The sequence below is a fragment of the Kitasatospora sp. NPDC127060 genome (assembly GCF_042724935.1).
GTDB lineage: Bacteria > Actinomycetota > Actinomycetes > Streptomycetales > Streptomycetaceae > Kitasatospora.
In genome coordinates this window covers 1-15,944 of the sequence record NZ_JBHXEG010000131.1, presented here as the reverse complement: position 1 = coordinate 15,944, position 15,944 = coordinate 1, and the positions used below count along the sequence as shown (strand labels likewise).

At 71.6% G+C, this 15,944-nt stretch carries 14 protein-coding genes; 3 read left to right on the top strand and 11 right to left on the bottom strand.

All coding sequences use genetic code 11. From position 1 onward, the window contains the following. The first annotated feature begins 157 nt into the window (after window positions 1-157). A complete protein-coding gene (gene pgl, locus ACFWIS_RS38965; protein ID WP_380462825.1) occupies window positions 158-946 on the top strand; it encodes a 6-phosphogluconolactonase in 789 nt (262 codons plus the stop codon). An 85-nt stretch (window positions 947-1,031) separates the two neighbouring features. Here pgl and ACFWIS_RS38960 read toward each other — a convergent pair whose 3' ends face one another. The 11 genes from ACFWIS_RS38960 to uvrA form a co-directional block, all read right to left on the bottom strand. After that, complete coding sequence (locus ACFWIS_RS38960) at window positions 1,032-1,367, bottom strand: RNA polymerase-binding protein RbpA (RefSeq protein WP_184938344.1); 336 nt, start codon at window positions 1,365-1,367, stop codon at window positions 1,032-1,034. Between the two features lie 157 nt (window positions 1,368-1,524). Further along, window positions 1,525-1,761, bottom strand: coding sequence for a preprotein translocase subunit SecG (gene secG, locus ACFWIS_RS38955; RefSeq protein WP_380462823.1), 237 nt, complete (start codon window positions 1,759-1,761; stop codon window positions 1,525-1,527). Between the two features lie 86 nt (window positions 1,762-1,847). After that, window positions 1,848-2,633 carry a triose-phosphate isomerase gene (gene tpiA, locus ACFWIS_RS38950; protein ID WP_380462821.1) on the bottom strand — a complete coding sequence of 262 codons (786 nt, stop codon included), beginning with the start codon at window positions 2,631-2,633 and terminating at the stop codon, window positions 1,848-1,850. Between the two features lie 4 nt (window positions 2,634-2,637). Further along, on the bottom strand, window positions 2,638-3,843 hold the full coding sequence (locus ACFWIS_RS38945; RefSeq protein WP_380462819.1) for a phosphoglycerate kinase: 1,206 nt from the start codon (window positions 3,841-3,843) through the stop codon (window positions 2,638-2,640). 152 nt (window positions 3,844-3,995) lie between these two features. Further along, window positions 3,996-5,003: a type I glyceraldehyde-3-phosphate dehydrogenase gene (gene gap / locus ACFWIS_RS38940; RefSeq protein WP_359912922.1), complete on the bottom strand. Its 1,008-nt coding sequence runs from the start codon at window positions 5,001-5,003 to the stop codon at window positions 3,996-3,998. A 276-nt stretch (window positions 5,004-5,279) separates the two neighbouring features. After that, complete coding sequence (gene whiA, locus ACFWIS_RS38935) at window positions 5,280-6,260, bottom strand: DNA-binding protein WhiA (protein WP_188308910.1); 981 nt, start codon at window positions 6,258-6,260, stop codon at window positions 5,280-5,282. Continuing rightward, window positions 6,251-7,336 carry a uridine diphosphate-N-acetylglucosamine-binding protein YvcK gene (gene yvcK / locus ACFWIS_RS38930; RefSeq protein ID WP_380462827.1) on the bottom strand — a complete coding sequence of 362 codons (1,086 nt, stop codon included), beginning with the start codon at window positions 7,334-7,336 and terminating at the stop codon, window positions 6,251-6,253. The genes whiA and yvcK overlap by 10 nt, the downstream gene beginning before the upstream one ends. Window positions 7,337-7,400: 64 nt before the next feature. Next, window positions 7,401-8,285, bottom strand: coding sequence for an RNase adapter RapZ (rapZ, locus tag ACFWIS_RS38925; protein WP_317621418.1), 885 nt, complete (start codon window positions 8,283-8,285; stop codon window positions 7,401-7,403). Window positions 8,286-8,403: 118 nt separating this feature from the next. After that, on the bottom strand, window positions 8,404-10,464 hold the full coding sequence (uvrC, locus tag ACFWIS_RS38920) for an excinuclease ABC subunit UvrC (RefSeq protein WP_380462817.1): 2,061 nt from the start codon (window positions 10,462-10,464) through the stop codon (window positions 8,404-8,406). 66 nt (window positions 10,465-10,530) lie between these two features. Next, entirely contained in the window at window positions 10,531-10,983 is a 453-nt protein-coding gene (locus ACFWIS_RS38915; protein WP_380462815.1) for a Rieske (2Fe-2S) protein, read from the bottom strand. A 103-nt stretch (window positions 10,984-11,086) separates the two neighbouring features. Next, on the bottom strand, window positions 11,087-14,029 hold the full coding sequence (gene uvrA / locus ACFWIS_RS38910; protein WP_380462813.1) for an excinuclease ABC subunit UvrA: 2,943 nt from the start codon (window positions 14,027-14,029) through the stop codon (window positions 11,087-11,089). 268 nt (window positions 14,030-14,297) lie between these two features. Here uvrA and ACFWIS_RS38905 point away from each other — a divergent pair, with 268 nt between their 5' ends. Both ACFWIS_RS38905 and ACFWIS_RS38900 read left to right on the top strand, forming a co-directional pair. Further along, entirely contained in the window at window positions 14,298-15,041 is a 744-nt protein-coding gene (locus tag ACFWIS_RS38905; RefSeq protein WP_380462811.1) for a maleylpyruvate isomerase family mycothiol-dependent enzyme, read from the top strand. A gap of 57 nt (window positions 15,042-15,098) precedes the next feature. Then, window positions 15,099-15,752, top strand: a complete 654-nt coding sequence (locus ACFWIS_RS38900) for an MBL fold metallo-hydrolase (protein WP_380462809.1) — start codon at window positions 15,099-15,101, stop codon at window positions 15,750-15,752. Window positions 15,753-15,944 lie beyond the last annotated feature (192 nt).

Genomic DNA, 15,944 nt, shown 5'->3' with positions numbered 1-15,944 from the left:
CGGGGGGGGGGGGGGGGGGGCCGGCGCCTCCCGGCGTGGGGGGGGGGGGGGCCGGCCCGCCCCACGCCGCGGTGGCCAACCCGGCCCGGGTGACCGCCGACGTGGAGAAGTCCACCGCGAAGAAGGCCGCGGGCAAGCGCGCCGCCAAGGGCAGCGCATGACCGCCGCGACCCCGCAGCTGGTCGTCCACCGGGACAAGGAGCTGATGGCCCAGGCGGCCGCGGCCCGGCTGATCACCCGGATCGTGGACGCCCAGGCCGCCCGCGGCACCGCCTCGGTGGTGCTCACCGGCGGCCGCAACGGCAACGCCCTGCTGGCCGCGATCGCCGCCTCCCCGGCGCGCGACGCGGTCGACTGGGGCCGGCTGGACCTCTGGTGGGGCGACGAACGCTTCGTCTCCGCCGCGGATCCGGACCGCAACGCCGTCCAGGCGCGCGCCGAACTGCTGGACGCCGTCCCGCTCGACCCGACGCGGGTGCACGAGATGCCCGCCTCGGACGGGGTGGACGGCTCGGACGTGGAGGCGGCGGCCGCCCGCTACGCGCAGGAGCTGGCGAAGGCCGCCGGACCGGGCGACCGGTTCGGCGTCCCGGCCTTCGACGTGCTGCTGCTCGGCGTCGGCCCGGACACCCACGTCGCCTCGCTCTTCCCGGAGCACCCGGGCGTGCGGGAGACCGAGCTGCCCGTGATCGGCGTGCGCGGGGCCCCCAAGCCCCCGCCGACCCGGATCTCGCTCACCCTCCCGGCGATCCGGGCGGCCCGTGAGGTCTGGCTGCTGGCCGCCGGCGAGGACAAGGCGGGCGCGGTCGCGCTGGCCCTGTCCGGACCCGGCGAACTGCAGGCCCCCGCCTCCGGCGCGTACGGCCGCAGCCGTACCCTGTGGCTGCTGGACCGCGCCGCCGCCGAGCGGATCCCGCCCCAGCTGTACCCGCCGGCCTCGGCCTAGGGTCTGTCCGCGAGAACGCCGAAGGGCGCCGCCGTCATCGACGGTGGCGCCCTTTCCGCTGGTCCGACGCTCTACGCGCCTCCGGTCAGATCTCGCCGCGCAGCTTGGCCAGCGCCTCGGCGAGGATCGCCTCCCCGTCGGCGTCGGTGCGCCGCTCCCGGACGTAGGCGAGGTGGGTCTTGTACGGCTCGTTGCGCGACGGCGCGGGCGGGTTGTCCTCGTCCTGCCCGGCCGGGAATCCGCAGCGCGGGCAGTCCCAGGTGTCCGGGATGACGGCCTCGGCGGCGAAGCTGGGCCGGGTCTCGTGCTTGTTGGCACACCAGAAGGAGATCCTGTTGCGCGGAGCGGACTCGCCGCGCTCCGCCTCCCCCATCGGGCCTGCCCCGACCCTGCTGCCACGGATGGCGTTGCCACTTGCCACGGTCTGACTCCCTGCGTGCTGTTGCGCCGACCCGCCGCGGTGCGCGTCGGTGGCGAAAGTCGTCCTAGTGTAAGCAGGACTTAAGGTTCCGCCACCATCGCCTCCGCCCCCGACCGTCCCAGGATAGGCGCTCGGGCGACGGGGCGTCAGGGCTGTGTCAGCTCTTGTACTTCAGGACCAGGCCCAGCACCATGATGCAGGCGAACCAGCCGATGCCGACCACGATGGTGATGCGGTCCAGGTTGCGCTCGGCCACCGCCGAACCGCCGCCGGTGGACATCGCGCCACCGCCGAACATGTCGGAAAGACCGCCGCCCTTCCCCTTGTGCAGCAGCACCAAGAGGATCATCAGCGCACTGAAGATGATCAGGGCAATCGAGAACCCGAGAACCACGACGGGACCAACTCTCTCGTATCTTCGCGAAGGGGCCGGGCCGCGCACGGCGGTCCGGCCCCAAAGCCTACGTTGCTGCGGCGGCGTTAGCCTACTGCCTGCTCACGGTAGCGCACGATCTTGACGAACTCCTCGGCGTCCAGCGAGGCACCGCCGACCAGGCCGCCGTCGATGTCGGGCTTGGCCATCAGGCCGGCCGCGCTCGACGACTTGACCGAACCGCCGTACAGCACACGGACCTTGTCCGCCAGCTCGGCGGAGTACAGCTCGGCGAGCCGCGCCCGGATCGCGCCGCAGACCTCCTGCGCGTCCTCCGGGGTGGCCACCTCGCCGGTGCCGATCGCCCAGACCGGCTCGTACGCGACCACGATCGACTCGGCCTGGTCCGCCGGGACGCCCTCCAGGGCGCCGTCCAGCTGGGCCAGGGTGTACCCGACGTGGGTGCCGGCCTTGCGGATCTCCAGCGGCTCGCCGATGCACAGGATCGGGGTGACGCCGGCCCGGTAGGCGGCCTTGACCTTGGCGTTGACGATCTCCTCGTTCTCGCCGTGGTACTGGCGGCGCTCCGAGTGGCCGATCACCGCGTAGGTGCACTGCAGCTTGGCCAGCATCGGACCGGAGACCTCGCCGGTGTAGGCGCCGCCGTCGTGCTGCGAGATGTCCTGCGAGCCGTACTTGATCTTCAGCTTGTCACCGAACACCAGGGTCTGCACCGAACGCAGGTCGGTGAACGGCACCAGGACGGCGACCTCGACGGCCTCGTAGTCCTTGTCGGCCAGCGCGAACGCCAGCTTCTGGGTGTGCTGGATGGCCTCGAGGTGGTTGAGGTTCATCTTCCAGTTGCCCGCCATCAGCGGGAGACGCTCAGTCATGCTTTCAGCCTTCCAGGGCGGCGAGACCGGGGAGGGTCTTGCCCTCCAGGTACTCGAGGCTCGCGCCACCGCCGGTCGAGATGTGCCCGAACTTCGTCTCGTCGAAGCCCAGGATGCGGACGGCCGCGGCGGAGTCGCCGCCACCGACCACGGTGAACGCGTCGCTGTCGACCAGGGCCTGGGCAACGGCCTTGGTGCCCTCGGCGAAGGTCGGGTGCTCGAAGACCCCCACCGGGCCGTTCCAGAACACCGTCTTGGCGTCGGCCAGCTTCGAGGCGAACAGCTCGCGGGTCTTCGGGCCGATGTCCAGGCCCTCCTTCTCCGCGGGGATCTTGTCCGCGTCGACGATCTCGAAGTCCTCGACCGGCCGGTGGGTCTTCGTGTCGGGGAAGGACGCGGAGACCGCGACGTCCACCGGCAGCACGAACTCGACGCCGTTCTGCTTCGCCCGCTCCAGGTACTCCAGGACGGTGTCGACCTGGTCCTTCTGCAGCAGCGAGATGCCGACCTCGTTGCCCAGCGCGTACAGGAAGGTGTACGCCATGCCGCCGCCGATCAGGATGCGGTCGGCCTTGCCGAGCAGGTTGTCGATCACGCCGACCTTGTCGGACACCTTGGAGCCGCCGAGCACGACCACGTACGGGCGCTCGACCTCCTCGGTCAGCTTCTTCAGCACGCCGACCTCGGTGGCGATCAGGTCACCGACGGCGTGCGGCAGCAGGCCGGGCAGGTCGTAGACGGAGGCGTGCTTGCGGTGCACGGCACCGAAGCCGTCACCGACGTACAGGTCCGCCAGGGCGGCCAGCTGCTCGGCGAAGCCCTTGCGCTCAGCGTCGTCCTTGCTGGTCTCACCGGCGTTGAAGCGCAGGTTCTCCAGCAGCGCGACCTCGCCGTCGGCCAGCGCGGCGACGACGGCCGTGGCGGACTCGCCCACGGTGTCGGTGGCGAAGGCGACCGGCTTGCCGAGGATCTCGCCGAGGCGCGCGGCCACCGGGGCGAGCGAGAACTGCGGGTCCGGCGCGCCCTTCGGGCGGCCGAGGTGGGAGGCGACGACAACCTTGGCACCGCGCTCGACGAGCTTGGCGATGGTCGGCGCGACGGCGCGGATCCGGCCGTCGTCGGTGATCCGGCCGTCCGACAGCGGGACGTTCAGGTCGGCGCGCACGAAGACGCGCTTGCCGGCGACGTCCAGGTCTTCGATGGTCTTCACGGGTTCTTCTGTCTCCTGGGGAGATGGTTGATGCGTAGAGGCGGCACGGCGCAGGGGCCGCCTGAGAAGTCCTTGTACGCAGAACGAGGGCCCGGACGGCGCGTTCTCGCCGTCCGGGCCCTCGTCCCTACATCACGTCAGCTCCCACTGCGTCAGAGCTGGCCACCGACGAGGGCGACCAGGTCGACGACGCGGTTCGAGTAGCCCCACTCGTTGTCGTACCAGCCGAGCACCTTGACCTGGTTGCCCTGGACCATGGTGAGCTGGCTGTCGAAGATGCACGAGGCCGGGTCGTTGACGATGTCCGAGGAGACGATCGGGTCCTCCGTGTAGGCCAGGATGCCCTTGAGCGGGCCCTCCTGCGCGGCCTTCTGGAAAGCCGCGTTGACCTCGTCCTTGGTGACCTCGCGCTCGAGGGTGACGACCAGGTCGGTGATCGAGCCGGTCGGGACCGGGACGCGCAGCGAGGTGCCGTCCAGCTTGCCCTTCAGCTCCGGCAGGACCAGGGCGGTCGCCTTGGCGGCACCGGTCGAGGTCGGGATGATGTTCTGCGAGGCCGCACGAGCACGGCGCAGGTCCTTGTGCGGGAAGTCCAGGGTCACCTGGTCGTTGGTGAACGCGTGGACGGTGGTCATCAGACCCTTGACGATGCCGAAGCTCTCGTTCAGCACCTTGGCCATCGGCGCCACGCAGTTCGTGGTGCAGGAGGCGTTGGAGATGATGTGGTGGTTGGCGGCGTCGTACTTCTCGTCGTTGACACCCAGGACGATGGTGACGTCCTCGTCGGTGGCGGGCGCCGAGATGATGACCTTCTTCGCGCCGGCGGCGAGGTGCTTCTTCGCGGCCTCGGCCTTGGTGAAGATGCCGGTGGACTCGACGACGATGTCGGCGCCCAGGGCGGCCCACGGCAGGTTGGCCGGGTCACGCTCGGCGGTCACCTTGAAGGTGTGGCCGTCGACGGTGATGCTGTCCTCGGTGTGCGAGACCTCGGCCTGGAGGGTCCCCAGGGTGGTGTCGTACTTGAGCAGGTGAGCCAGGGTCTTCGTGTCGGTGAGGTCGTTGACACCGACGATCTCGATGTCCGCGCCCTGGGCCTTGACGGCGCGGAAGAAGTTGCGGCCGATGCGGCCGAAGCCGTTGATGCCTACCCGGATCGTCACGAACCGATCTCCTCGTTAGGTACGCCGGCGCTGAGCCGACGGGGATGAGATTTGGGAAGTCCCCGACCGCCTACGACCCTACCTCTCCGGACCCTGGGAGGGCACATCGCGCCACCTGGCAAGACGTGGCGTGGCGTCTTCCGGGGCCTTCCGCCCTTGCCCGCCCGGCCCGTTGGTCCTGGTCAAGTGGTCTTGACCAATTTTGGTTCTCCGGCCGGTCCCGGACACGACTGCGGCCGGTGCCCGGAATCCGGACACCGGCCGCAGTAGGTCACCTCAGTTCAGCGCCATCTCGTCGGTCAGGTTGGCCTCGGTGCTCGGCAGGCCGAGCTCGGCGGCGCGCTTGTCGGCCATCGCCAGCAGGCGGCGGATCCGGCCGGCCACCGCGTCCTTGGTCAGCGGCGGGTCGGCGAGGGCGCCCAGCTCCTCCAGCGAGGCCTGCTTGTGCTGCATCCGCAGCTGGCCGGCCGCGGCCAGGTGCTCCGGCACCTCCTCGCCGAGGATCTCCAGTGCGCGCTGCACCCGGGCACCGGCCGCCACCGCGGCGCGGGCCGAGCGGCGCAGGTTGGCGTCGTCGAAGTTGGCGAGCCGGTTGGCGGTGGCCCGGACCTCGCGGCGCATCCGGCGCTCCTCCCAGGCGAGCACCGACTCGTGGGCGCCGAGCCGGGTCAGCAGCGCGCCGATGGCGTCGCCGTCGCGGATGACCACCCGGTCCACCCCGCGCACCTCGCGGGCCTTGGCCGGGATGCCGAGCCTGCGGGCCGCGCCGACCAGCGCCAGCGCCGCCTCGGAGCCGGGGCAGGTGATCTCCAGCGAGGAGGAACGGCCCGGCTCGGTGAGCGAGCCGTGGGCGAGGAAGGCGCCGCGCCAGGCCGCCTCGGCGTCGCAGGTGGCGCCGGAGACGACTGCCGGGGGCAGGCCCCGGATCGGCCGGCCGCGGCCGTCGACCAGGCCGGTCTGGCGGGCCAGCAGCTCACCGTCCTTGACCACCCGGACGACGAAGCGGCTGCCGCGCCGCAGCCCGCCGGGAGCCATCACCACGAGGTCGGAGGAGTGCCCGAAGATCTCCAGCAGGTCCTTGCGCAGCCGCCGTGCCGCCGCCCCGGTGTCCAGCTCCGCCTCGATCACGATGCGGCCGCTCACGATGTGCAGCCCGCCCGCGAACCGCAGGATCGCCGACACCTCCGCCTTGCGACAGCAGGCCCGGGTGACCGGGAGCCGGCTGATCTCGTCCTTCACCGCTGGAGTCATCGCCATGGCCCGATCCTTCCATGTGTCCGGAAAATCCGGTCGTACGCGGCTGCCAACAGCTCCGGGTCGTGTCGCGGGGTGCCGTCGGCGCGGGCCACCGTGCCGAGCACCAGAGCCGCGCCCATCCGCTCGGCGGCCTTCGCCAAACCGGCCAGGTCCGCCTGGCCGAAGGCGCCGCCCGTGACGGCGCGCTCGTCCACCAGGATCGCATCGACCGCGAGGTCGGGGGCGTGGTCGGCGATGACCTCCAGGTGGCGCTGGGGGGTGAAGCCCTCGGTCTCGCCGGGCTGGGGGGCCAGGTTCAGGGTGAGCAGGCGGCGGGCGCGGGTCTCGACCAGTGCCTTGGCCAGGTCGGGCACCAGCAGGTGCGGCAGCACGCTGGTGAACCAGGAGCCGGGGCCGAGCACCACCCAGTCCGCCTCCTGGACCGCGGTGACCGCCTCCGGGACGGCGGGCGGCCCGTCCGGCAGCAGCCGGATCGACTGCACGGTGCCGGGGGTGACCGCGACGCTGGCCTGGCCGCGGACGGCCGAGACCTCGGCCGGGCGGTCCGGGTCGTGGCCGCGCACGGTGGCCTCGATGTCCAGCGGCACCGCCGACATCGGCAGCACCCGCCCCTGGACGTTCAGCAGCCGGCCGACCCAGTCCAGCGCCGCCACCGGGTCGCCGAGCTTCTCCCAGAGGGCGACGATCAGCAGGTTGCCGACCGCGTGGCCGCCCAGCTCGCCGTTACCGGTGAAGCGCTGCTGGATCACCTCGGACCAGGTGCGGCCCCAGTCGTCGTCCCCGCACAGCGCGGCCAGCGCCTTGCGCAGGTCCCCGGGCGGCAGCACGCCCAGTTCCTCGCGCAGCCGCCCGCTGGAGCCGCCGTCGTCGGCGACGGTGACCACTGCGGTGAGGTCGCTGGTGAGCCGGCGCAGCGCCGACAGCGAGGCGGACAGGCCCTGGCCGCCGCCGAGCGCGGTGATCCTGGGGGCCGGATTGGCCCGGGCGGGACTGCTCCGCGGACGGTTCGGCGACGGGCTGCCCGCCCGTTCGCCGGTCCTGCTCTGCGGCTGCCGCCCGGGCACGTATCCCGCCACAATCACCTCGCGTTCCTGAGCCCCGCCACCGGCTCCGCCGGCGGCCCGGCAGGGAAGGCGGCGGTTACTCCCGTCCCATGTCACGGTGGACGAGCACCGTCTCGACTCCGTCGGCGATGAGACGCTTGGTCAGACGCTCGGACATGGCGACGCTACGGTGCTTGCCACCGGTGCAGCCTACGGCAAGCGTCATGTAGCGCTTCCCCTCCCGCCGGTAGCCCTCGGTGATGATGCGCAGCAGCTGGGCGTAGCCGTCCAGGAACTCGTTGGCCCCGGGCTGCTGGAACACGTAGTCGGCGACGTCCGCGTCGGTGCCGGTGCGGGCCCGCAGCTCGGGCACCCAGTGCGGGTTGGGCAGGAAGCGGCAGTCCACCACGAGGTCCGCGTCGACCGGCAGGCCGTACTTGAAGCCGAAGGACATCACGGTGGCCCGCAGCTCGGGCTCGTCGTGGTCGGCGAACTGGGCGTCCAGCTTGGCGCGCAGCTGGTGCACGTTGAGGTTGGAGGTGTCGATCACCAGGTCGGCCTCACCGCGCAGGTCGCGCAGCAGGTCGCGCTCCTGGGCGATGCCGTCCACGATCCGGCCGTCGGCCTGCAGCGGGTGCGGGCGGCGCACGCTCTCGAAGCGGCGCACCAGGGCGTCGTCGGAGGAGTCCAGGAAGACCACCTGGAGGCGGACACCGCGCTTCTCCAGCTCGTCGAGCGAGGTGAGCAGGTCGTCGAAGAACTGCCGGCCGCGGACGTCCACGACCACGCCGATCCGGGCGACGTTGCCCTGGGAGCGGGCGCCCAGGTCGACCATGGTCGGGATCAGGGCCGGCGGCAGGTTGTCCACCACGAACCAGCCCAGGTCCTCCAGGCACTTCGCGGCAGTGGAACGGCCGGCTCCGGACATGCCGGAGATGATCACCAGCTCCGGCGCGTTCTCGGCCACGTCTGACACGGTCACTTCGGTTCCCCGCTCTCGGTCTTTCTGCTGGGGAGAACGCGCACGGCACGGCCGCCCTTCCCCGGCCCGGACAGGCGGGCGGGGTCGGGGCGCGCCGACGGACGGGCGGCGTCGGCCGTCATGGCGTCTCCTGGGATGGTGCGGTCTGGGGTGCTGCGGCCACCGGCTCGGCGGCCTGGTCGACCCCGTCCTCGATGATCTCGCCGGTCGCGGTGTTGACCGCGGGTGCGGCGGGTGTACGGGACGCCAACGCCGCCGCAACAGTCTCCGCGGTGCGGCGCCCGATGCCGGGTACCGCGCAGATCTCGTCGACGGTGGCGGCCCGGAGCTTCTTCAGCGAGCCGAAGTGCTTGAGCAGCGCCCGGCGGCGAGTCTCGCCGAGGCCCGGGACGGAGTCCAGTTCCCCGGCGGTGAGTCGCTTGGAACGCTTGGCGCGCTGGTAGCCGATCGCGAAACGGTGGGCCTCGTCGCGCACCCGCTGGAGCAGGTAGAGGCCCTCGCTGGAGCGGGGCAGCACGACCGGGTCGTCCTCGCCGGGCAGCCAGACCTCCTCCAGGCGCTTGGCCAGGCCGCACAGCGCGACGTCGTCGATGCCCAGTTCCTCCAGGGCGCGCTGGGCGGCGGCGACCTGCGGCTGGCCGCCGTCGACCACCAGCAGCTGCGGCGGGTAGGCGAAGCGCTTGGGGCGGCCCTCCTCGTCGCGGGTGCCGTTGACGGTGCCGGACTCGGGCTCGTCCTCCTCGGGGACGGCCCACTCGCCGGTCTGCTCGCGCTCCTGGAGGTAGCGGCGGAAGCGCCGGCTGATCACCTCGTGCATCGAGCGGACGTCGTCCTGGCCCGCGAAGCCCTTGATCTGGAAGCGCCGGTACTCGCTCTTGCGGGCCAGGCCGTCCTCGAAGACGACCATGGACGCGACCACGTCCTCGCCCTGGAGGTGGGAGATGTCGTAGCACTCGATGCGCAGCGGGACGGAGTCCAGCTCCAGCGCGTCGGCGATCTCCTGGAGGGCGCGGCTGCGGGTGGTGAGGTCGGAGGCGCGCTTGGTCTTGTGCAGCGCCAGCGCCTGCTGGGCGTTGCGCTGCACGGTGGCCATCAGGTCCTTCTTGTCGCCGCGCTGCGGGACGCGCAGGTCGACCTGGCTGCCGCGCAGTCCGCTGAGCCACTCCCGGACCGGGGCCGCCGGTTCGGGCAGCGCCGGGACGAGCACCTCGCGCGGGACGGACTCGTTGCGCTCGTCCGCGGCGGCGTTGCCGTAGAGCTGCTGGAGCGCGTGCTCGACCAGGCCGGCGGTGTCGACGTCCTCGACCTTGTCGGTGACCCAGCCGCGCTGGCCGCGCACCCGGCCGCCGCGGACGTGGAAGATCTGGACGGCGGCCTCGAGTTCGTCCTCGGCGACGGCCAGCAGGTCGGCGTCGGTGGCGTCGGCGAGCACGATGGCGTTCTTCTCCATCGCGCGCTTGAGGGCGCCGATGTCGTCCCGCAGCCGGGCCGCCTTCTCGTACTCCATCTCGACGGCGGCCTCCTGCATCTGCTCTTCCAGCCGGCGCAGGTAGTTGCCGGTGCGCCCGGCCATGAAGTCGCAGAAGTCCTCGGCCAGCGCCCGGTGTTCGTCCGCCGAGACCTTGCCGACGCAGGGTGCGGCGCACTTGCCGATGTAGCCGAGCAGGCAGGGGCGGCCGACCTGCCGGGCGCGCTTGAACACGCCGTTGGAGCAGGTGCGGACGGGGAAGACGCGCAGCAGCAGGTCGACCGTCTCGCGGATCGCCCAGGCGTGCCCGTACGGGCCGAAGTAGCGCACGCCCTTCTTGTGCGCCCCGCGCATCACCTGGACCCTCGGGTACTCCTCGTCGAGGGTGACGGCGAGTTCCGGATAGCTCTTGTCGTCGCGGTACTTGACGTTGAACCGGGGGTCGAACTCCTTGATCCAGGAGTACTCCAGCTGGAGCGCCTCGACCTCGGTGGCGACCACGGTCCACTCCACCGAGGCGGCGGTGGTGACCATGGTCGCGGTGCGCGGGTGCAGTCCGGCGAGGTCCTGGAAGTAGGACGACAGCCGCGGCCGCAGACTCTTGGCCTTGCCGACGTAGATGACCCGGCCGTGGGCGTCACGGAACTTGTAGACGCCCGGGGAGGTCGGGATCGCCCCCGGCGCCGGGCGGTAGGTGCTCGGGTCAGCCATGGGTCCACCGTACCGAGTGCGGTCGGGGCCGCGGGGACGGGTTCGATCGGGAAGCGCTCAACTGCTTCAGCTCGGGGTCACCTTGAGGTTCCCGCCCTCGACCGTGACGGTGTAGGCGGGCAGCGGGCTGGGGGCCGGGCCGTCCTGCACCGCGCCGTCGGCGATGGCGAAGCGGCTGCCGTGGCAGGGGCACTGGATCTGCTGGTTCTTGACCTGGTCGACGATGCAGCCGGCGTGGGTGCACTTGGCACTGAAGGCCTTGTACTGGCCGGCGGCCGGCTGGGTCACCACGACCTTCTGCTCGCGGAACACCTTGCCGCCGCCCTCCGGCACCGCCGAGGCCGGACCGAGGTCCACCGGGCCCTTGGCGGTGCCGCTCTTGTCCGAGGAGCCGCCGGAACCGGCCGAGGAGCCGCAGCCGCTGACCGCCACGGCGCCGCCGGCCGCCAGCACGGCCGCGGCGCCGCAGAGCAGGGTGCGGCGGGAGGTGGCGGGGCTGGTCTCGGGGGCCTCGGACATCGGTGCGCTCCTACGGTTGCTGCTGCTGCGAGGGACCACGGAAGTCTATGCCGCGCGCGCCCTGCCGCTCCCGGAACATCCCGGGAGCGGCAGGGCGGTCGGGTCACTTCTTCGCCGCGACGGCCCGCTTGCTCGGGGCCTTCTTGGCGGCCGCCTTCTTGGCCGGTGCCTTCCTGGCGGGCGCGGCCACCGGGGCGTCCGCGAAGTCGCCCGGCAGGATGTCCCGCAGGAACTTGCCGGTGTGGCTCTCCGAGACGGCCGCGATCTGCTCCGGGGTGCCCTCGGCGACCACCGTGCCGCCGCCGGAGCCGCCCTCGGGGCCCATGTCCACGACCCAGTCGGCGGTCTTGATCACGTCGAGGTTGTGCTCGATCACGATCACCGTGTTGCCCTTGTCGACCAGCCCGCTGAGCACCTTGATCAGCTTGCTGATGTCCTCGAAGTGCAGGCCGGTGGTGGGCTCGTCCAGCACGTAGACCGTCCGCCCGGTGGACCGCTTCTGCAGCTCGGAGGCGAGCTTGACGCGCTGCGCCTCGCCGCCGGAGAGCGTCGGCGCGGACTGGCCGAGCCGAACGTAGCCGAGGCCGACGTCGTTGAGCGTCCGCAGGTGGCGGGCGATCGCCGGGACGGCCTCGAAGAAGGCCAGCCCCTCCTCGATCGGCATGTCCAGCACCTCGGCGATGGACTTGCCCTTGTAGTGCACCTCCAGCGTCTCCCGGTTGTACCGGGCTCCGTGGCACACCTCGCACGGGACGTAGACGTCCGGCAGGAAGTTCATCTCGATCTTGATGGTGCCGTCACCGGTGCAGTTCTCGCAGCGGCCGCCCTTGACGTTGAAGGAGAACCGGCCGGGCAGGTAGCCCCGGACCTTGGCCTCCTGGGTCTCCGCGAAGAGCCGGCGGACGTGGTCGAACACCCCGGTGTAGGTGGCCGGGTTGGACCGCGGGGTGCGGCCGATCGGCGACTGGTCGACGTGCACCACCTTGTCCACCAGGTCGGTGCCGGTGATCCGGGTGTGCCGGCCGGGCACGCTGCGGGCGCCGTTCAGCTCCCGGGCGAGGTGGGTGTACAGGATGTCGTTGACCAGCGTCGACTTGCCGGAGCCGGAGACGCCGGTGATCGCCGTGAAGGTGCCGAGCGGGAAGCCGACCGTGACGTCCTTGAGGTTGTGCTCGCGGGCGCCGTGCACCGTCAGCTGGCGCTTCTTGTCCCGGTCGCGACGGGCGGCCGGGATCGGGATGGAGCGCTTGCCGGAGAGGTACTGCCCGGTCAGCGACTCCTTGTTGGTCAGCAGCCCCTTCAACGCGCCGGAGTGCACCACCTTGCCGCCGTGCTCGCCGGCGCCCGGGCCGATGTCCACCACCCAGTCCGCGGTCTTGATGGTGTCCTCGTCGTGCTCGACCACGATCAGGGTGTTGCCGATGTCGCGCAGCCGCACCAGCGTCTCGATCAGCCGGTGGTTGTCCCGCTGGTGCAGGCCGATGGACGGCTCGTCCAGCACGTAGAGCACGCCGACCAGGCCGGAGCCGATCTGGGTGGCCAACCGGATGCGCTGGGCCTCGCCGCCGGACAGGGTGCCGGCCGCGCGGTCCAGGGAGAGGTAGTCCAGGCCGACGTCGACCAGGAAGCGCAGCCGCTCGTTGACCTCCTTGAGCACCCGCTCGGCGATCTGCTTGTCCCGGTCGTTGAGCTTCATCGCGCCCAGGAACTCGGCGCAGTCGCTGATCGACATCGACGAGACGTCGGCGATCGACTTCTCCTCGACGGTGACCGCGAGCACCACCGGCTTGAGCCGGGTGCCCTGGCAGGTCGGGCAGGGCACCTCGCGCATGTAGCCCTCGAAGCGCTCGCGACTGCTGTCGCTCTCCGCCTCGGTGTGCCGGCGCTGGATGAACGGGACGGCGCCCTCGAAGCCCGTGCTGTACGAGCGCTCGCGGCCGAAGCGGTTGCGGTAGCGGACCTGCACCTGGTGCTTGTGCCCGTACATCAGCGCCTTCTTGGCGCGGGCGGGCAGCCCGGCCCAGGGGATGTCGGTGCGGAAGCCGAGCTCCTCGCCGAGCGCGTCGATCAGGCGCTGGAAGTACTCCTTGGCGTGCCCGGCCGACCACGGGTGGATCGCGCCCTCGTCCAGCGAGCGCTCGACGTCCGGCACGACCAGCTCCGGGTCGACCTCCATCCGGTTGCCCAGGCCCGAGCAGTCCGGGCAGGCGCCGAACGGCGAGTTGAAGGAGAACGAGCGCGGCTCCAGCTCCTCGAACGACACGTCGTCGTACGGGCAGTAGAGGTGCTCGGAGTACATCTTCTCGCGCTCCGGGTCGCCCTCGGGGAGGTCGACGAAGTCGAGCACGACCATGCCGCCGGAGAGCCGCAGGGCCGTCTCCACCGAGTCGGTGAGCCGCCGCTTGGCGCTCTCCTTGACGGTCAGGCGGTCGATGACCACCTCGACGGTGTGCTTCTCCTGCTTCTTCAGCTTCGGCGGCTCGGCGAGCTGGATCGTCTCGCCGTCGACCCGGGCGCGCGAGTAGCCCTTGGACTGGAGGTCGGCGAAGAGGTCGACGAACTCGCCCTTGCGCTCGCGCACCACCGGGCTGAGCACCTGGAAGCGGGTGCCCTCTGCGAGCTCCAGCACCTTGTCGACGATCGCCTGCGGCGACTGCTTGGCGATCGGGCGGCCGCAGTGCGGGCAGTGCGGCTTGCCGATCCGGGCGAACAGCAGGCGCAGGTAGTCGTAGACCTCGGTGATGGTGCCGACGGTCGAACGGGGGTTGCGGTTGGTGGACTTCTGGTCGATCGAGACGGCCGGGGAGAGGCCCTCGATGAAGTCCACGTCGGGCTTGTCCATCTGCCCGAGGAACTGACGGGCGTAGGAGGACAGCGACTCGACGTAGCGGCGCTGGCCTTCGGCGAAGATCGTGTCGAAGGCGAGCGAGGACTTGCCGGAGCCGGAGAGGCCCGTGAAGACGATGAGGGAGTCGCGGGGCAGGTCGAGCGAGACGTTCTTGAGGTTGTGCTCGCGAGCACCGCGGACGATGAGGCGGTCGGCCACTGCTTCTGGCGCCTTTCTCCGGACGAGAGGGCTTGCGGTGTGTGGGGTGTTCTTCTTCCAGGATGCGGCAGCCAGCCTATAGCTCAGACGTTCGAATCTCGACTTTGTCCAGCGGAGTCCACCCGAACGAGTGAGGGCCCCGGTTCGACCGTCCGTACCCGGACCGAAAAAGCCCCTGCTCAGGGCTCGGATTCGGCGGTAGCGTCGGTTGGTCAACGAGCGGGGCCCGCTCCGGGCAACGCGCCGTCCCGTACAGAAGGCAGATCCGATGACCGACCCGCAGTCCGCAACCGCCCTGGCCGCCGAGCGGCTGGCCCTGGTCGAGGACAGCACCCGGGCCATGCTGAAGACCGTCGCCGAGCTGGAACCCGACGCCGTCGCCGAGCCCTCCGCGCTCCCCGGCTGGACCCGCGGCCACGTGCTCGCCCACCTCTCCCGCAACGCGGACTCCCTGGTCAACCTGCTGACCGGCGCCCGCACCGGCACCGACATCCCCCAGTACGCCGGTAACGAGGCCCGCGACCAGGACATCGAGCGCGACGCCCCCCGCCCGCTGGACGTCCAGCTCGCCGACCTGCGGGCCTCGCACGAGCGCTTCGCGGCGGCGGCCGCGCTGATGGACGCCGAGGCATGGGCGGTGGGGGTCAAGCACCGCTCCGGGTACGTCTTCCCGGCCCACGAGATCCCGCTCAAGCGCCTGCTGGAGCTGGAGTACCACCACGTCGACCTCGACGGCGGCTACACCCCGGCGCAGTGGACGGAGTCCTTCGCGGTGGCGCAGTTCCGCAGGCTCGCCGTCACCCTGGCCGGAGCCGACGACCTGCCCACCGTCGAACTCGTCGCCGAGGACACCGACGACCGGGCCGTGATCGGCGCCGCCTCGGCCGGGACCGGCCCGACCGTCACCGGTCCGGTTCGCGCCCTCGCCGCCTGGCTCTCCGGCCGCTCCGACGGCGCCGACCTGCGCCGCACCCCCGACACCGCGCTCCCCCAGCTTCCCCCGATGGGCTGACGGCGCGAGGATGATCCTGAACCCTGTAGTAGCCGGACCCGGACGAGGAGCGGACGGATGACGTACCACGGAGCGGTCAAGGTCGGCGGGCCGCCGGACGTGCGGGAGCTGGCCCACCTGATCATCACCAAGGTGGCCGTGGGCCCGTACGACAACAACGCCTACCTGCTGCGCTGCCGGGCCACCGACGAGCAGTTGCTGATCGACGCGGCCGCGGACGCCCCGGTGCTGCTGGAGACCGTCGGGGACGACCTCGCGACCGTGGTCACCACCCACCGCCACCAGGACCATTGGGGCGCGCTGGCCGAGGTGGTCGCCGCCACCGGCGCCCGCACCGCGGCCGGGGAGCACGACGCCGAGGGCATCGACGTGCCCACCGAGCTGCTGCTCGCCGACGGCGACCGGCTACGGGTCGGCGAGGTCGAGCTCACCGTCCGGCACCTGGTCGGGCACACCCCCGGCGCGATCGTGCTGGTCTACGACGACCCCCAGGGCCACCCCCACGTCTTCACCGGCGACTGCCTCTTCCCGGGCGGCGTCGGCAACACCTGGGGCGACCCGGAGGCCTTCAAGAGCCTGTTCCGGGACGTCACCGAGAAGATCTTCGACGTGCTGCCGGACGAGGCCTGGGTCTACCCCGGCCACGGCAACGACACCACCCTCGGCGCGGAGCGCCCGCACCTCGACGAGTGGCGCGAGCGCGGCTGGTGACTTCCGCTCCCCGCCCCAAGGGGCGGGGATTCCCACCACGGTCATCCGACCGTCTCGGTGGGTTCCTGCTTCACTGCGCTGTGCCGGACTGGGCCCCGGGGCCGGGGGGCCGTGCCGCGGGGGGGGCCCAACGATTGGGGGGCCGGGAGGGGGGGGGGGTATGAAGGGTGGGGGGGGGCGGGTGGGGCCGGG